The following is a 14815-nucleotide window of genomic DNA, read 5'->3' as shown; positions in this document are numbered from 1 at the left end:
AAGCAGGCATTTCGCCATAGCCTGGCCGAGCGTCTGAACTCTGGAGGGATGTCATGCATACCAAACCGAATGGCTCGTTCGTCGCGCTGATCACCCCGATGAACTCCGACGGCTCCGTCGATCTCGAAGGGTTTCGCACCCTGCTCGATTTTCACCGGCAGAACCATACAAAGGCGATCCTGATCATGGGCTCGACCGGCGAAGTCTCGATGCTGAACCCGGAAGAGCGGCGCATGATCATCACCGAAACGGCAAAGATGCCGCGCGGCGACATGCTCCTCTATTTCGGGTGCACGGGCTCCAACACCCAGGCCACGATCGACTTGGTGCGCTATGCCAAGAACGAAGGCGGAGACGGCGCCATCATTGCCGCGCCTTCCTACATCTGCGCCGACAACGAATCCATCGTCGAGTATGTGCTCGAAGTTTGCGATGCGGTCGACTTCCCCATCGGCTTCTACAACAATCCCCCGCGCGTGAAGACGGACCTGCACTGGACCGACATCCAGCGCATCGCGGCCCACCCCAACATGGTCGTGCTCAAGGAATCGACCACACGAGTCGGACAGGTGGCGCAGGTCTGCCGCGCCGACCTCGACCTCTCGGTCATGTGCTGCTGCTCGCCCAACCTCGGCCTTGTCATCCCCACCATGGCACTGGGCGGCCATGGCACCGCCAACATGACAGGCAACATCATTCCGCGCGAGATGGCGATCATCTCCAAGCCATGGGAGAGTGGCGAAGACGCATTCGCCTGCCGCGCAGCCTGGCTGCGCAATCTGCCGATGCTGCATTTCGCCTATGCGGCAGTCAATCCGGTTTCGATGAAGTCGCTGATGGCGGCAGTCGGCCTGCCGGCCGGGCCCCTACGCAAGCCGCTCCGTGCGGCAGACCCCAAGCTGCTGGAAGACGGCATCCGTATCGTCCGCGAACTCGAACTCGACAGGATCTACGGCTATCGCCTGGCGCGCTGACGGGCGGCTGCGGCTTCGCATGCCGGGAGTGGGTTTGGCGCCCGGCTCTGCTTGAGCGGCACATATCCTCAGATTTGATGCCGCTCGGGCAAGCGCCCGGGCAGGCTTTCGGCTATGAGGGATGGATGGAGGCAACAGAAGAAAGATCCGGCCAGCAGGACGATCGCGACACGCGTGGCGCATTGCTCCGCGCTGCCACCTTCGTGTTCGCCGATCGGGGGTTCGACGCGGCCACGCTGCGCGAAGTGACCCGGGCGGCCGGTGCGAACATCGCAGCGGTCAACTACCACTTCCGTTCCAAGGACGAATTGTTGCGGCTGACGCTCGAGCAATGCCTTGGCCCGCTGAACGCTGCACGCCTGGAGGCAATAAAGGCATGTGAGGACGACGCGCGGCCAGACCTTCGCTCGGTGCTGCGCGCGATCGTGCGACCGCTTGTCGAACTCAGCCTCGATGAGCGCGGCGGGCGGGCGGCAATCCGACTGATGCTGCAAACCAAGGCGTTGCCTCGAAGCCTGACCAATGAAATCTTCGCTGAACAGTTCGACGAACTCCACCGCCGTTCCCGGCAAATGCTTCAGCGGGTGGCGCCGCATCTCAGTGAGGCGCAGATCGCGCTACGTTACGAATATATCCGCGGAGCCATCTTGCACATCGTCGCGGACCTCGATCCGAATGCCCGTCGCATGCCCGGCCTCGAGGATATCCAGGAGCACGTCAGCAACAGTGCCCTCATAGAAGACATCATCAGCTTCTTTGAGACCGGCATTTCAGGCCGGGATTGATCTGGCTTCCCGTCGGGGCGCATGAGCGGATGCGCCCCCGTCGACCGCCATTGTCAATATCAGAGTGTATTGATGGGAACCTTGAGAAAGGTCTTGCCATCCTTGTCCGCGGACGGAAGTTGTCCCGCGCGCATGTTGACCTGTAGCGACGGGATGATGAGCTTCGGCATGCTTAGCGTTACATCGCGCGCCTCGCGCATCTTCACGAATGCGTCCTCATCCATGCCGTTGCCGACGTGGATGTTGTGTGCCTTCTCGTCGGCGACAGTTGTCTCCCATCTGATGTCGCGTCCGTTCGGTCCGTAGTCGTGGCACATGAACAGTCGCATCGCGTCGGGAAGCGCCAATACGCGCTGGATGGAGCGATACAGCGTACGGGCATCGCCTCCAGGAAAATCGGCGCGCGCCGTTCCGCCATCCGGCATGAACAGGGTGTCGCCGACGAAGGCGGCATCACCGATCACATGGGTCATGCAGGCAGGTGTATGGCCGGGCGTGTGCATGACGTGCACGGTCATGGTTCCAATCGTGTAGCTGTCGCCCTCGGCAAACAGCTGATCGAATTGGCTGCCATCCCGCTGAAAGTCGGTGCCTTCGTTGAAAATCTTGCCGAACGTGTTCTGGATGACGGTGATGTGCTCCCCGACACCAAGTCGTCCGCCGAGCTTCTCTTGAATATAGGGCGCCGCCGACAGGTGGTCCGCATGGATGTGGGTCTCTATCAGCCATTCCAGGGACCAGCCGTTGTCATGGATATGGGCGACTATCTTGTCGGCGCCATCATGTGTGATGCGGCCGGCCGCATAGTCGATGTCCATGACGGAATCAATGACGGCACAGGCATCCGAGTCCGGATCCTTGACGACGTAAGTGATCGTGTTGGTGGCCTCGTCGAAGAACGGAATGACTTCCGGTTTGACCAGCATGGTGGGCGTGAATGCGAAGAGCGGGGGCATGGGAGTGTATTCCTGTTTGGATCCACCTGCTATTGCAGGTCAGAAAACACAGACTTAAGGCGCGTCACGGCTTCATCTATCATCGCTCGTGAGCAGGCAAAATTGAAGCGCAGGAAACCGTCGCCGCCCAGGCCGAACGTATGACCATGGTTTGTCGCGATGCGGGCGTCCTTTTCCACCCGCATGATGAACTCTTGGCTGCTGAGCCCCGCCCCTGATCCGTCCACCCAGGCCAGGTAGGTTGCCTCCAGCGGCATGGAACGCAGGCCCGGAATTGTGGCGATGCCCGCGTCGAAGGCTTTGCGGTTGTTGTCCAGATACCGTACCAGACCATCGAGCCACGCCGCCCCTTCGGGCGAATATGCAGCCGTGACCATATGCATCCCGAAGGAATTGGGCGAGATTCCGAGCGCAAGGTGGCGCCTGGCGAAGGCATTCTTCAGTTTTTCATCGGCGATGATGACATTGCCGATATGAGCGCCCGCGATGTTGAAGGTCTTGGTCGAGGCGGTCATCATGACCAGACGCTCTACCGCTTCGGGTGCGGCAATGGTCATGGGAATGTGCCGCTGACCGGGAAACACCAGATCCTGATGGATTTCGTCCGACACCAGGATGAGGTTGTGACGTGCGGCAAAATCGGCCACCCCGCGCAATTCCTCCAGCGTCCATACGCGGCCGCCGGGATTATGCGGCGAGCACAGGATGAGCATCTTCTCCCGACCGGTCATGCGATCGTTCCAGCCGTCGAAGTCCATCCGGTAGCGGCCATCCTCCAGGACCAGGGGCAACTCGCGCACCTCGCGTCCGGCCGCGCGCACGACGCGAGCAAACGCATGATAGACCGGCGTCATCACAGCCACCGCGTCACCCGGTTCAGTCCAGGTGTCGACGCAAAGGGCAGTGCCGTTCACAAGCCCGTGGGTGGTGAAGATTGTGGCCGGATCCAACTGCCAGCCATGACGGTTCGCCATCCACCAGCAGATTGCCTCCCGATACGCGCGTTCATCGCCGAAATAGCCGTAGATGCCGTGTCGCAGCATCCTTTCCAAGGCTTCCTGCACGGCTGCGGGAGGACGGAAATCCATGTCGGCTACCCACATCGGCAACGCGTCGTCTGAGGACAGACCGTAAAGCGGCTCCATCATGTCCCACTTCGAGCAATGGGTTCCGCGACGGTCTATGTTGTCGTCAAAATTCATTGAAATCTCCGGATGCCGTGCAAGTTCTGGAATACTGATCGTCGTCGAGGGTGCGATTGAAGCACGCTTCTGCTTCGTACATTGGCAAGATGCAAACCCAAAATATCCAGTTTGCCTGGGCTCACAGGCCAGCCACTGCTATCCGCGGAAACGTTCAGGCGAAAAGGGACACGAACTGCTGTCGAAGCAGGTTCTTCTGCACCTTGCCCATCGTGTTTCGCGGCAGGTCCGCAATGACGGCGATATGCTTCGGCTGCTTGAACTTGGCCAGGCGCTCGCCCATCGCCGTCGCCACCCTGGCGGCGTCGATCGTCTCGCCCGGCCGCGCGACCAGGACCGCAATCACGGCCTCGCCGAAATCGGGATGTGGCACGCCAACGACGGCACTTTCCAGAACGCCCGGCTGTTCATCCAGGATGAGTTCGATCTCCTTGGGATAGACATTGTAGCCGCCGGTGATGATGAGATCCTTCTGGCGTCCGACGATCGTGACATAACCATCAGCATCCATCGTGCCGATATCGCCCGTGATGAAGAAGCCGTTCTCGCGCAGTTCCTCGCGAGTCTTCTCGGGCATGCCCCAATAGCCCTTGAATACATTGGGGCCGCGCACTTCGATCACGCCCGCTTCCCCTTGCTGCACGACACCACCGGTTTCGGGATCGGTGATCTTGACCTCGACGCCGGGCAAGGCGCGTCCCACCGTTCCTGCGCGTCGCTCGCCGTCATACGGGTTCGACGTGTTCATGTTGGTTTCGGTCATGCCGTATCGCTCCAGGATACGGTGACCGGTACGCTCTTCGAAACGCGTATGCGTTTCGGCCAGGAGCGGTGCCGATCCGGAGGTGAACAGGCGCATATGCCGCGTCAGGTCGCCGGTGAAGGCGGGCGTATCGAGAAGTCGGGTGTAGAAGGTCGGCACCCCCATCATCGTGGTGGCGCGAGGCAGCCACTTGAGCGCTTCATCGGCCTTGAAGCCCGGCAGGAAGATCATGGACCCGCCCGACAGCATCACGACATTGGACGCAACGAATAGCCCATGCGTGTGGAAGATAGGCAGCGCGTGCAGCAAGATGTCGTCTGCCACGAAGCGCCACTCGCGGACAAGCACCCGGGCATTGGACAACAGGTTCTCGTGGCTCAGCATTGCGCCCTTCGAACGTCCCGTTGTGCCTGAGGTGTAGAGAATGGCGGCGAGGTCATCGCCCGATCGTGTCACCGGCGCGAACTCGGTCCCGGCCGCCCTCGCGCGATCCCGAAGGCTGCCTTCGCCATCGGCGCCGAGCGTCTCGAACCGGGCACCGTGGCGCTGCGCCACCGGCGACAGCAGTTCGGCCTTGGCAGGATCTCCCACCAGAAGCGACGCACCCGCATCGGATACGAAGTATTCCACCTCCGCCGCCGTATAGGCAGTGTTGAGCGGCAGGAAGACGATGCCCGTCGTTATGGCTGCACAGTAAAGCGCCAGCGCCTCGGGCGTCTTCTCCACCTGCACCGCCATCCGGTCACCGGATTTCAGGCCGAGGCCGGTCAACGCGGAAGCCAGCGACATGGCAGTTTGGTACAGGCTTGCGCCCATGATTTCGTGACCCTGCGCGTCAACAAGAAATGTGCTGCTGCGCGTCGCAAGCGGGGCCACCAGATGATCGTAAAGCGGATTAGGCACGGCGTCTTTTCCTGTCCTTGCGTAAGAGCTGTTCGACCTGCCGCGATGCGGAAACGGTTCCAGCAGTTGCATAGCGCTCGCTGTTACGGCTTACCGACGGCAGATCGTAGAGGTAGTTCACCATCACCGTCGACGACTGCGCCCATCCATTGGCAGACGTGTCTGCCAATGGATGCACGTCGTGCAGCGACGCGCCATTGGCGAGATGGAACCGTGCGACGGAGTCGTAAGGAAGGCCTTCCGGCCGCTTTGCTTGCAGCAGATACTCAGCGCAATGCCGCCGAAGCAAATCCGCGTCACCGGCCATCGCATGGGGATCACAGCCTTGGCTACGCGCGAGCAACGCGGCCAGTTCAGGCCTGTCTGCCGAACCTTTCCGCAACCAGCGATTCAGTCCCGGAACGGGCGAAAGCGTCACAAACGTCTTCAAGTGCGGAACGTCTCGTGCCAGTTCCTCGACGACCTGCTTGATGAGAAGATTGCCAAAGGAGATGCCCCTCAGGCCTTCCTGGCAGTTCGAGATCGAGTAGAAGACTGCCGTGTCGATTTCATTTTCATGCAGCGGATTGCGGTCTTCACCGAGAAGATCCTGCACTGAATTGGGTATGCCGCGGCACAGGGCCACTTCGACGAAGATGAGCGGTTCCTCCGGCATTGCCGGATGGAAGAAGGCAAAGCAACGACGGTCGCGCGGCAACATCCTGCGCCGAAGCTCCTGCCAGTCATTGATCGCGTGGACGGCTTCGTATTCGATGATCTTTTCGAGGATATTGGCCGGCGTATTCCAGTCGATCTGCCGCAGCACGAGAAAGCCGCGGTTGAACCAGCTGGAAAACAAGTGCCGAAAATCAGCATCGATCACGCCAAGCTCGGGCGCCTGCGGGATCAGCGCCAAGAGATCGCGACGCATCCGCACCAGCCAGGCGGTGGCGCCCGGTGCCTGGTTAAGACGACGCAGCAACTCCTGCCGGCGCGGTTCCGCTTCACGCGACAACCGGTTCAGCGTCTCGGCGCTCCGGTCGTTGCGGTAGGCCTGGACAGCGGCATGCAACCTATCTGGATCAAGGTCCAGGTGGTCGGCCAGATGGGCGAAGAAGTTGCGCTTCGCCGCATCGTCCATTGCCTGATATCGCGACAGGATTTCGCCCGCGAGCCGGATGCCCGAAACCTCGCCCTCCCCTGACAGGAGTGCCTCGATCCGCTCGGCTATCGACCCGGTACCGGACGCACGGTGCAACTCCGAGCGCCTTTCGAACAGCGTTGCCATCAGGTCGGCAAAGAACATGGCCAAATGTCGAAACTCCCGAACTCAGCGCCATTGACACCAGTGTGTCGCGAAATTCTTTCCGTTAGAGGTCGCCACCAGATCGGAATGGACCTAGGGTGTCCGCTGGTACCAGCGATACATACATCCGCCCATCGCGGCGTTCCTGGTGTTCCTCGCGAGCCTGCTGGATCAATGACGGATTGGCGATCAATTCCAGTGCCGTGCCTGCCATGGTAGCGGCTGCCCGCACCATTCCCCTGTGCGCAGCGGGACTGCAACCCTGTGCCACGGCTTGCCAGCTATGGCTTGGCGTACCCACGGCCCAGGTCGCCGTCGAACACTCGACAACAGGAACGACCCAGCTGACGTCGCCTACGTCCGTCGAGCCGGATCCCTGGGTCATTCGCCCGTCAAAGGGACGCAGCCCTTCGTGCAGCGGCAGCCGCCCTTCGCCCGACGGCAGAAGCACGTCTTGCTCGGCGCGCGCGCGCCGGTCGACACTGCCCTGAGCCGGAAGCGATGAGCGGATTTCCTCGGCGAAGATGCGCTCGCCATAGGTAAAATCAAGGCGTCCCAGCCTTTGCATGACGCCATGCATGACATGGCAAAGCACAGCATTCGGCAGCACGTTCGAAGCGCCCCCTTGGGGCAGGAACTCCACCTCGGTGCCCGTCATCAGCGCTGCGCCGCGGGCGATGTCATCGACGCGGGCGACCAGATCATGGACCTCATCGAGCTCCGGGGCGCGGATCATGTAGAGCACTTCCGCCCGAGCCTGCACGACAGCTGGGGCGACGCCACCGGCATCGGTGATGGCATAGTGGAGACGGACATCGGGAGGCACGTGCTCGCGCAGGAAGTTGGCGCCGATGTTCATCAGCTCAACCGCGTCGAGCGCACTGCGGCCCAGATGCGGCGCCATGGCTGCGTGGGCAGCCGTGCCCCGGAAGCGATAGGCACGGTTGACAACTGCCAGGGTCGAGCGGGCACGAACACCGTTGAAAACGCCGGGATGCCAACCGATCGCCACCGCGGCATCATCGAAAGCCCCGGCACGCACCATGTATCCCTTGCCCCAGCCGCCTTCTTCGGCAGGGCAGCCATAGTAGCGAATCCGGGCTCGGATGCCGGTCTGCTTCAGCACGCGGACCAGCGCCGCGGCGGCCAGCATCGATCCGCCACCGAGGAGGTTGTGCCCGCAGCCATGACCGTTGCCGCCCGGCTCCAGCGGCTGTTGCTGTGCGCTGCCGGCGATCTGGCTGAGGCCGGGAAGGGCGTCGAATTCACCCAACAACGCGATGACCGGACCGTCCTCGCCCCACTCCGCTGAAAAGGCCGTATCGAGTCCGGCCAATCGCGGCGCGATGCGGAACCCCTGCGCCGCCATCGCATCGATCTGCAGCGCAACGGAGCGATGCTCGGCGAAGCACAGTTCCGGCGTTGACCAGATCTTGTCAGCCACCGCCTTGAAGGCCGGAGCAAGGCCGGCGATCTCGGCGTCAAGCAAAGCGCGGGGGTCCGTTTCCACCAGCCTAGCCCCGACGCATGATCGGCAGGATCACCCTGGAAGGGTGCTGAGGGTCGTGATGGATCGCATTCAGAGCCTTGCGCATGTGGGTATGGTAGCCGATCGCTTCGCCGGTGTTCGGGTTTACGTCGAACCTCGGGAACGAGGACGACGATACCAGCACCCGCAGCCGGTGGCCCGCCTTGAAGACATTCGAAGTCGGGTAAAGTTCGAAGCGTACCTTCACGACCTCGCCCTCCTTCATCAAGGTCGGCTTCTCGAAGCCGTCGCGATAGCGGACGCGGAAGATGCTCTCGCAGAGATTCATCCGATAGCCATCGGGCCAGGCCTCGCTTTCCGGATAGACGTCCTGCAGTTGCACGAAGATGTCGGTGTCCGGTGCGTCCGAGGACAGGTAGACCTCGACCTCGGGGCCGCCGACGACGTCGGTATCCTCGGCGAAAGGCCGCGTGGTGAAGGCCAGAACGTCAGGCCGGTCAGAGAGATCGCCATAGGGCGCCTCTGCCCCGTGAACGCCCTTGTGCGTGACCTGGTCGCCCGCGCCCTGCAGCACGAGGCTTTCGCGCAGCGTGATCGGGTCGCCGGTGCGCATCATCCGGGGGAACGGCGGCAGGTTCTGTGTCATCGACGATACGTTCGAGGCAACCGTCGGCATCGGCTTCGACGGGTCGAAGGTGAAGCGGCTGGGTTCCGAGGCGTCGGGCAGCGTCGACGACAGCGAGCCGTCCGAATGCAGGTACCAGTCCTCTGGCACACCCCCCAGCGGTGGCCACTGCTCGGAACTGCGCCATTCGCCGCCATGGACGAGGCGACCGGCGGCATTCTTGCTGCCATTGCCGCCCATGTGGAAATAGCTGACTTTCGGCTGGTCGACCCAGGCGCTTTCGTCGGCTTTCAGGAAGCGATCGAAGAACCGAAGCATCAGTTCCATGCGGTCCTTGGCGAGGTTGCCCTTGATCGGCGCCGTCGGCCCCATGTCGACATTGCCGACCAGCGGATTGTCGAGATTTGGACCGCCATGAACGCCAGGCGCCATCAACAGGTACTGATGGGAGAGCCTGCCTTCCAGGTCCGTGAAGTTCTTGATCGTCGCGCGCGGATAGGTGTCGTACCAGGCGCCGGAATAGACAGTCGGCACGTCGGCTGTCTGGTCGCGATAAGCCTCGGGATTGAGGGTCGGATTCACCCAGTAATCGCTGAAATCGGCGTTGCGATAATATTCCAGCGCCAGCTTCTCCCACTTCGGAAGCGGCGACAGCGGGCTGTTTCCTTCGCTCCACGGCAAGCGGCGGAACCACTCATACATGTTCTCGGAATTGCGGACGAGTTGCGCCTGGAGCGCCGGATCGGCGTGCGCCTCCTGCGAGTGGATGCTGTTGGTCACGAGCCAGGCCAGCCAGCGCAGTTCCAGCGTGCCGTGGTGGCGCAGCGCATGCATGAATGCATTGGAGCCGCCCTGGTTGACCCACATCGCCTTCAGGTGCGGCGGGCGGTTGATCGCGGTGGCGGTCTGGTTCCAGGCGCGCAGCGAGCTGCCCTGGGTACCGATCATGCCGTTGCAATAGGGCAGCGTGGCCAGCCATTCGATGACGTCGTGGCCGTCTTCGCCTTCCTTCTGGTCGAGAAGGACGAAATCGCCTTCGGAATCGAAGCGGCCCCGCGAATCCTGGACGGCGTAGATGTAGCCGCGGCGGGCGAAATACTCGCCGTTCTTGGCCTGCCCCGACGGGCCCTTGCCCGAGCGGGTGTCATAGGGCGAACGGGTGACGACGGCCGGAAACGGCCCCGGCAGCGGCTCTCCGTTGCGGGCCGGGCGGTAGATGTCGACCGAAAGCTTGACCCCGTCGCGGGCCACGCATTTCACCGAGCGCGCGATCATCACGTCGTAAGGCGCTGCTTCCCTGTTCATCGCGTTCATTGCGTTCTCCTCACGCTTGCGTCTCTAGCTTGCCCTTGCGGGCGGCGAATTCGCGCAAACGCAGGTCGCGGCGCTGGATCTTGCCGACCGGGTTTTTGGGTAGTTCGTCGATGAACTCGATCCGTCTGGGATATTTGTAGGGTGCCGTCAGACGCTTGACGAAATCCTGCAACTCACGCGCCAGCGCATCGCTGCCTTCAAAGCCGTCATGGAGCACGACAAAAGCCTTGACCACCTCGCCCCGTTCTTCATCGGGGCTTGGGACAGCGGCTGCCTCGCGCACCATGGGATGTTCGATCAGGGCGTTCTCGACTTCCTGCGGGCCGATGCGATAGCCGGCGGAGTTGATGACATCGTCGGCGCGGCCCTCGTAGTAGAGATAGCCGTCGGCGTCCGCTCGGGCATTGTCGCCGGTCAGGAAATAGTTCTGACCGTCGAGCATCATCCGGGTGGATTCGGTGCGTTCCGGATCCTGCCAGTAACCCAGCATCAGATGGGGGCTGGGGAGTCGGAGCGCGATCTGCCCGGTCTCGCCTGGCGCCGCAAGCTTGCCGTCGCTGGTGATGAGGTCGAGGGTGACACCCGGCAGCGGGCGGCCCATGGCGCCGGGACGCACCTCGGTGTCGCGATAGTTGGCGACGAGCATCAGCGTTTCGGTCAGACCATAAGCCTCGAGCACAGGCTTGCCGGTCATTGCCTTCCATGCCTCCAGGACAGGCGGGTTCAGCGATTCACCGGCAGAGACCGTAAGCCGCAGCTTGGGCAACGTCGTGTTGGTAAGATCAAGAGAAACCAGGCGACGGAGTTCTGTCGCGGCGGCACAGTAAACCGTGACCCCGTAGCGGGCGATCAGCTCAAGCCGGTATTCCGGGTCGAATGGCCCATCATAGAAGAGCACCGTCGAGCCTCGGCTCCAGGGTCCGAAGAGGATCGAGGTTCCCGCCTTCGACCAGCCGGTGTCGGCGGTGCAGAACATCACGTCGTCCTGATCCAGATCCAGCCAGTGCTCGGCCGACCCGCGCCAGGCGTGGAGCGCCCGCGAGGCATGGGTGACCCCCTTGGGCAGGCCGGTGGAGCCGGATGTGTAGAAGATCAAGGCGGGGTCCTCGGCGCGGACCGTGGCAGCACGGAACCCTTCGGCCCCCTCTCCCATCAATTGGTCGAACGCAAGCCAGCCCTGCGGCGGGGACGAAGCCGATTCCGCGTCAACTGGGTCAACGGCAATCCGCAACGAACCCGAAGGCGCAGAGGCGAACTTGCCAACTTCGGCCACGGTGGTGATGATTGCCTTTGCGCCGGAATTCGTCAGCCGATAGTCGATATCCTTGGCTGTCAGCATGGTGACGCAGGGAATGGCAATCGCACCGAGCTTGAGCACCGCCACCATCGCCAGTTGCCATGCGGGAATGCGCGGCAGCATGACCATGACCCGGTCGCCAGGGGCGACGCCGCGGCGGCTCAGCGCCGCAGCCAGCTGGTCGGTCAAGGCCGCGATTTCCGCAAAACTGTAGCTGCGCTCTCGGCCGGTGGCATCGCACCAGATCAATGCAGGAGCGGCGGCGTTGCGCACCGTATCCGCTGCCCAGGCATCGACGACATCGGTGCCAAAGTTAAATGTCTCGGGAGTTGCGAGCCGGTGGTCGGCTCGCAAGCTTTGGTATCTGTCCATGGTGTTTTCCTGCAACCGCCCGTCAGGCGCTATGCAGGTCCCTCAGAAAGGCCCGGGCCGTATTGGCCAGAAGCACGGGTTGATCTCCCCAGATCGTGTGGTTGCTGTTCGACACGACTTCCAGGCGCGCATTGGAAAACGCGCGGGTCAGCTCTTCGGCCTGGTTGCCGCTCAGCACGTTGGAACGATCGGCGTTCAGCACCAGCACCGGCACATGGATTGCAGAGATATCGCCCGACTGATCGGTCGAGAGGTTGAAGAAGAGCTTGGTGATCGCCAGCAGGTCATAGGCCCAGCTCCAGCTGCCATCGTCCTCCTGGCGGAAGTCGCCTTGCATGGCCAGGCCGTGCATCTGGTCGCTCAGGCCTGCCCTCTGCGGCAGGGCGCGAGCAAAAGCTTCGGCCTCGGCTCGCGTCGGGTAGTTGCGGCGGCGCGTGTGGTGCGAACGAAGGTATTTGACGATTTCGGCATCGGAAACGAAGAAGCTCGGGTCCGAAAGGATCATGCCGGCGACGCGATCAGGGTTGGATGCCGCAAACGAAACCGCGACCTGATTGCCGACCGAGCTGCCCATCAGGGTGATGCCCTTGAGGTCAAGGCTTTCCGCCAGCCTGGCGATGTCCCCCGCCAGCTCGGCGATGGTATAGGTCGTGTTTGGCCTGTCGGAAGCGCCGTGACCGCGCATGTCCACGGCGATCACTCGGAATTGGTCCTTCAAGGTGCTTCCAAGGTGCCCCCAGGCATGCGCCGTCATCGAAGTGCCGTGCAGGCAGATCAACACCGGGCCGGTGCCGCCATTGTCGAGATAACGGATTTTCACGCCATCAAGGTCGACAGTGGCCGATTTCCAGTTCGGATCGATGTGCAGGGGATCATCAGTCATTGGTCTTGCCTTGAAAGAGTTGCTGGTTGTCATCTTGAGCAATGCACGTGGCCGTCTGGCGACCATTCGGCGCCGCCACCATGTGGTGCACGAGGTCGGCGCAAGCAGGCTGCGCCAACGGGCAGCGGCTGCGAAAACGGCAACCGCTTGGCGGATTGCGAGGGCTCGGCACGTCACCCTTGAGCAAGGCAACGGTCTCGATACGCGCGTCGGGATCGACCTTCAGCGACGAAGCGAGCAGCGCCTTCGTATAGGGATGACGCGGATTGGACAGGACGTCCCCGACCCGCCCGATCTCCATGATCCGGCCGAGATACATCACCGCTACGCGGTCCGCGAACTGGCCGACCACGGTCAGGTCGTGCGAAATGAACAGATAGGTCAGGCCGTACTCGACCTGCAGGTCCTTCATCAGGTTGAGTATTTGCGCCTGGACGGAAACGTCGAGCGCCGACGTTGCCTCGTCCAGAACGATCAGTTGCGGCCGCAAAGCCAGCGCACGCGCGATTGCGACGCGCTGTTGCTGGCCGCCAGAGAGCTGATGCGGGAACTTGTAGAACGAAGACGCTGGAAGCTCGACCTGAGCCAGAAGTTCTCGCACCCGCGCGTCACGCTCGGCTCCACGGGCGATCCGGTGAACGTCCAGCCCTTCGCCGATAAGGTTGCCGATTGTCCAGCGCGGATCGAGCGAGCCCAGAGGATCTTGAAACACGACCTGCGCGCGCCGGGCGTTGTCACGACGACTGCCACCCTGGCCATAGGACGTGGAAATCTTGCCGTCGGCAACCTCCTCCAACTGCAGGATGGCGCGGCCGAGTGTGCTCTTTCCGCAACCGGATTCGCCCACCAGTGCCAGCGTCTCGCCACGCATGACGTCGAAGCTGACCTTTTCCACCGCTCCGACGTGGCCGACGACGCGTTGGAAGAACCCACGCCGAATGGGGTAGCGGACGCTCACATCCTTGAGGGACAACAGGCTGGCTGCGGCATCAGACATGACGGGCGATCTCCTCAGCCCTGAGACAGCGCAACTGATGACCGCCGGCCGCAGACTCCAACTGGGGAGTTTCCTGTGAGCATCGGTCTATTGCTATCGGGCAGCGCGGGTGAAAACGGCACCCCGTGGGCATGGCAACTGCCGAGGGCACCGAGCCGGGCAATGCGGCAATCCTGGCGCCCGGCACGCCGGTCGGCAGGCTTGCCAGCAGGGCGCGGGTGTAGGGGTGGCGCGGTGCGTTGATGATGTTTGCCACCGTCCCCGTCTCCACCACCTGGCCCGCATACATGACGGCAACGCGATCGGCCATGGCTGCAACCACGCCGAAGTCGTGGGTGACGATGACCAGCGCAAGGTTGAGTTCGCGCTGCAGGCGGCGGATCAGATTGAGCACCTGCGCCTGGATAGTGACGTCCAGCGCGGTGGTGGGCTCGTCCGCGATAAGAAGTTCCGGCTCCGAGGCGAGCGCGATGGCGATCATCGCCCGCTGCCGCTGACCGCCCGACAACTGGTGCGGATAGCGATCCAGCGCTTCTTCCGGGTCCGGCAGACCGACATGCCGCAGCCACTCGGCCCCCTTGCGTCGCAACGCTTCCTTCCCGGACAATCCGGTGAGGCTGATGGCTTCGTTCAATTGCTGACCGATGGTGAAGACAGGGTCGAGCGCCCGGGATGGATTCTGAAAGATCATCCCGATGCGCTTGCCGAGAAGCCCCCGGCGGCGCCGTTCGCGGTCGCTCAGGCGCGAGATTTCCTCGCCATCCAGCATGATGCGACCGCGGGTAACCGCCCCGCCACGTCCGAGCAATCCGGTGACGGCAAGCACCGTCACCGATTTTCCGGACCCCGATTCGCCGATCAGGGCCAGAGCCTCGCCCCGTCTTACGTTCAACGACACGTCCGAGCAGACTTCGAGCTTGCCGTAGCAAATGGCAAGGCTGTCGACTTCAAGCACGGGATGTTCATCCAT

12 protein-coding genes are annotated in these 14815 nt (G+C 62.5%); 2 read left to right on the top strand and 10 right to left on the bottom strand.

The genetic code is table 11. The features are described 5' to 3' along the window. Nucleotides 1-53 precede the first annotated feature (53 nt). Nucleotides 54-974, top strand: a complete 921-nt coding sequence (locus PCJ21_RS18680; protein WP_269932934.1) for a dihydrodipicolinate synthase family protein — start codon at nucleotides 54-56, stop codon at nucleotides 972-974. A 125-nt stretch (nucleotides 975-1099) separates the two neighbouring features. Then, nucleotides 1100-1759: a TetR/AcrR family transcriptional regulator gene (locus PCJ21_RS18675; protein WP_269932933.1), complete on the top strand. Its 660-nt coding sequence runs from the start codon at nucleotides 1100-1102 to the stop codon at nucleotides 1757-1759. 59 nt (nucleotides 1760-1818) lie between these two features. Here the strand turns inward: PCJ21_RS18675 and PCJ21_RS18670 are convergent, their stop codons facing one another. The 10 genes from PCJ21_RS18670 to PCJ21_RS18625 form a co-directional block, all read right to left on the bottom strand. After that, nucleotides 1819-2715, bottom strand: a complete 897-nt coding sequence (locus tag PCJ21_RS18670; RefSeq protein ID WP_269932932.1) for an MBL fold metallo-hydrolase — start codon at nucleotides 2713-2715, stop codon at nucleotides 1819-1821. Between the two features lie 29 nt (nucleotides 2716-2744). Beyond that, nucleotides 2745-3917 carry a MalY/PatB family protein gene (locus tag PCJ21_RS18665; protein WP_269932931.1) on the bottom strand — a complete coding sequence of 391 codons (1173 nt, stop codon included), beginning with the start codon at nucleotides 3915-3917 and terminating at the stop codon, nucleotides 2745-2747. A 154-nt stretch (nucleotides 3918-4071) separates the two neighbouring features. After that, entirely contained in the window at nucleotides 4072-5583 is a 1512-nt protein-coding gene (locus PCJ21_RS18660) for a malonate--CoA ligase (RefSeq protein WP_269932930.1), read from the bottom strand. Continuing rightward, complete coding sequence (locus PCJ21_RS18655; RefSeq protein ID WP_269932976.1) at nucleotides 5576-6868, bottom strand: malonyl-CoA decarboxylase domain-containing protein; 1293 nt, start codon at nucleotides 6866-6868, stop codon at nucleotides 5576-5578. Before PCJ21_RS18655 ends, PCJ21_RS18660 begins: the two co-directional genes overlap by 8 nt. Before the next feature lie 64 nt (nucleotides 6869-6932). Further along, nucleotides 6933-8357, bottom strand: a complete 1425-nt coding sequence (locus PCJ21_RS18650; protein WP_269932929.1) for an amidohydrolase — start codon at nucleotides 8355-8357, stop codon at nucleotides 6933-6935. A gap of 25 nt (nucleotides 8358-8382) precedes the next feature. Continuing rightward, nucleotides 8383-10296, bottom strand: coding sequence for a CocE/NonD family hydrolase (locus PCJ21_RS18645; RefSeq protein WP_269932928.1), 1914 nt, complete (start codon nucleotides 10294-10296; stop codon nucleotides 8383-8385). 10 nt (nucleotides 10297-10306) lie between these two features. After that, on the bottom strand, nucleotides 10307-11980 hold the full coding sequence (locus PCJ21_RS18640) for an acyl-CoA synthetase (protein WP_269932927.1): 1674 nt from the start codon (nucleotides 11978-11980) through the stop codon (nucleotides 10307-10309). Nucleotides 11981-11987: 7 nt separating this feature from the next. Further along, complete coding sequence (locus PCJ21_RS18635; protein WP_269932926.1) at nucleotides 11988-12848, bottom strand: alpha/beta fold hydrolase; 861 nt, start codon at nucleotides 12846-12848, stop codon at nucleotides 11988-11990. Further along, the gene (locus PCJ21_RS18630; protein WP_269932925.1) at nucleotides 12841-13845 is read right to left on the bottom strand and encodes an ABC transporter ATP-binding protein; all 1005 of its coding nucleotides are present in this window, start codon (nucleotides 13843-13845) and stop codon (nucleotides 12841-12843) included. Before PCJ21_RS18630 ends, PCJ21_RS18635 begins: the two co-directional genes overlap by 8 nt. Beyond that, nucleotides 13838-14800 carry an ABC transporter ATP-binding protein gene (locus PCJ21_RS18625; RefSeq protein ID WP_269932924.1) on the bottom strand — a complete coding sequence of 321 codons (963 nt, stop codon included), beginning with the start codon at nucleotides 14798-14800 and terminating at the stop codon, nucleotides 13838-13840. Before PCJ21_RS18625 ends, PCJ21_RS18630 begins: the two co-directional genes overlap by 8 nt. Between the last annotated feature and the right edge of the window lie 15 nt (nucleotides 14801-14815).

The organism is Aminobacter sp. HY435, assembly GCF_027568395.1.
Lineage (GTDB): Bacteria > Pseudomonadota > Alphaproteobacteria > Rhizobiales > Rhizobiaceae > Aminobacter.
This window is presented reverse-complemented; position numbering and strand designations above follow the sequence as displayed.